At 29.5% G+C, this 2,604-nt stretch carries 2 protein-coding genes and 1 pseudogene; 1 reads left to right on the top strand and 2 read right to left on the bottom strand.

Annotated features, from left to right (window positions below; genetic code table 11):
- Positions 1–223: 223 nt before the first annotated feature.
- Positions 224–994 carry a GNAT family N-acetyltransferase gene (locus tag KI369_RS16410; protein WP_212956649.1) on the top strand — a complete coding sequence of 257 codons (771 nt, stop codon included), beginning with the start codon at positions 224–226 and terminating at the stop codon, positions 992–994.
- A gap of 119 nt (positions 995–1,113) precedes the next feature.
- Here KI369_RS16410 and KI369_RS16405 read toward each other — a convergent pair whose 3' ends face one another.
- A complete protein-coding gene (locus tag KI369_RS16405) occupies positions 1,114–1,287 on the bottom strand; it encodes a hypothetical protein (RefSeq protein ID WP_212956648.1) in 174 nt (57 codons plus the stop codon).
- 247 nt (positions 1,288–1,534) lie between these two features.
- Positions 1,535–1,965 (bottom strand): annotated as a pseudogene (locus tag KI369_RS16400) (GNAT family N-acetyltransferase).
- Positions 1,966–2,604: the final 639 nt, after the last annotated feature.

Here is a 2,604-nt window from a genome sequence, read left to right as displayed (position 1 = left end):
TTTACATATTAAAAGATTATAGATTGCGAATTATTATGAAGTATTTTATATGTAAACCTTTTTACAGGACAGTCATTTACTAATTATTAGATGTTATAATAATTTTATATTTATGAATAATTTAACATTATATGGAGTTTAGTAGATGTTTACTTATATGTAGTATAAAAGGACTTTTGAAAAAAGTAGTAGTACATTAATTCTAAGGAAAGTGGGAATGTAAATGATATATGAAGTGAATATACATACAAGAGAAAAATTAGTTACTATGTTCGAAGGTTTCAATAACGTCGTTTTACTTTCTTATTTACAAGGACATATGGGTACCGCTTGGGTAAATGATCTTGAAAATCCAACAGTAGCGCAAGTTACGGTAGGGATCTTTACATTTTACGCTGGTGATTCGAATGCAAAAGAAACAGAAGAATTGCTAGGTAATATTCCTGAGAGAATGTTAGTAATCGTAAATAGTGAAGAGTGGAAAAAACGTTTAGAAACACGTTACGAAAGAAAAATAGATAAGTTTTTACGCTATAAATTCAAACGTAATGCGGAAGTTTTTAATCATTCAAAATTACAATCTTTTAAATCAGCACTTCCAAAAGGATACGAGTTACGAAGAATAGATGAACAAATCGTAAATATCCCTACATTACATAAGGTCTCTGAAGATTTTACAAGTCAATTTCAATCAGTAGAAGATTATTTAAACCGAGGTATAGGGTATAGTATTTTGTATAAAGGAGAAGTTGTGTGCGGTGCATCATCATATAGCATTTATGATAATGGAATTGAAATTGAAGTGGCGACTGATCACAATCATAGAAGAAAAGGATTGGCGACTATAGTTAGTGCAACGTTAATCTTGGACTGTTTAGAAAAAGGGATATATCCAAATTGGGATGCTGCGAATACTACGTCTGCTAAACTAGCAGAAAAGTTAGGATATGTTTTTGATAAGGCATATGATACGTATTTTGTGGATAATAGATGAAATCATTTTTAAATAAAAGAGCAGCTAGCAAAAGCTAACTGCTCCTCTCCAAAGGAGAATGGAAAAATACAATCATGTTACTTATATTATTGACAGAACAGTAATTTTTAATCAAATAACTATAAAAGTTTAGATAAAATATCTTTGATTAAACCTGAGGCACCGATAAAGAGTACTGATAGAAAGACGATTGAGAATATACTTTTAGTAGGTTTTTTAAATTCTAGGTAAATGTTAAAAATGGCACCAATTGCAACTACAATAAAGATAACGAGTCTGACTACATCTAACATGAATAACGCTCCTTTTAATTACTTAATTGTATTATATAGGAATTCGCCTTCTGATTAGTTTGTTCGAATACGATTTAAGGTAACTTTAAACAAAATAATCTTTTATACGAAAGTAATGTTAGGAGAAAAAGGAAACGTATGTAGTAATTGTATAACTTGTAGAAGCTGATGGTGATCAAATAAAGTATGGTTATTATTTGAGTGGTATAGTAATTTATGTTTTTATTTACACTCTCTTTAGACACACTTACAGCTTACATAATAAAAAATGCTTATCATAATGATCTAAACACCAATTATATTTTTTAGAACAATTGGATGAACTATTTCTTTCGTAGTATCGACCTCAGTATATCCATATTTCTTATAAAAGTATTCTAATTCCTCAATAGGAAGGCAATATACATGTTGTACTTGTAATTTCTTCGCAGTTTCTACTAAAAATGAAACGAGTTCTCCGGCTAATTGTATTCCTCTATATTGAGGGAGAATATAAATTCCACCCATTTCTAAAGTATCTTCATCTATTTGGACTAATCGTCCAACACCTGCATACTCGTTGTTATATGTAATAATTGCAACTTTATCTCTTTTTAAATCACTTCGTACAAATCCTATTGAGTCATATTGATTATTAATCCATTCTAAATCATAAGATGTAGCCATTTGAATACTCATAGACATCCTCCTTCGGAATACTAGAACTATCTTTATTATATAAAACATAAGATGCTATATCAAAAGAACCTTGATATAGCACATTTGCTAAATTTGTTAGTTGAAGGTATGGATTTGCTGGTATTGAAATGATAACTTCAACTAAAAGAGGATAAGAACCTTGTAAATTTAGTGTAAAACTAGTTCGTGTGTTTGGTAACGCATTATTATTTAAGCGTATAGAGTTTATAGGCTTATTTTAATTGGTGTAGCTACTATATTATTGGAACTAGTAAGGAAATATAATAATCACCAGCCTGAGTGATAAAAATCGTATTAGGATTTAGAAAAAAAACTTCTGAAAAAGAAAAGGGATTTAAAGATAAGAGCACTTCGAAAAGTGCCCTTCAGTAACGACTACTCATTCTAAAAAGAAAGGATGCAATATATCATATGAAGTTAAGTGTATTTAATTATGGGCCTTTTATATAAAAGTTTTATTTTGTTCCGAATAAAAAGGCGGTTGTTTCCGCAACCACCTTTCAGTAAAACAAAGCACTTTTTATGAAATAAATTATGGATGATCCCTAAAAAAGTTATAGGATATACCCACATTTTTATAACTAAAGTGACGAACTCAGGTTATAAGAAAGAAATAAT

This window comes from Bacillus sanguinis (genome assembly GCF_018332475.1).
In the GTDB taxonomy this organism is placed as follows: Bacteria; Bacillota; Bacilli; order Bacillales; family Bacillaceae_G; genus Bacillus_A; species Bacillus_A sanguinis.
The sequence above is the reverse complement of the archived record's forward strand: the minus strand, read 5'-3'. Positions and strand labels throughout refer to the sequence as shown.

Bases quoted from the DNA above. Each gene is read 5' to 3' on its own strand.
- KI369_RS16410 (WP_212956649.1), top strand. From the start codon at position 224: ATGATATATGAAGTGAATATACATACAAGAGAAAAATTAGTTACTATG.
- KI369_RS16405 (WP_212956648.1), bottom strand. From the start codon at position 1,287: ATGTTAGATGTAGTCAGACTCGTTATCTTTATTGTAGTTGCAATTGGT.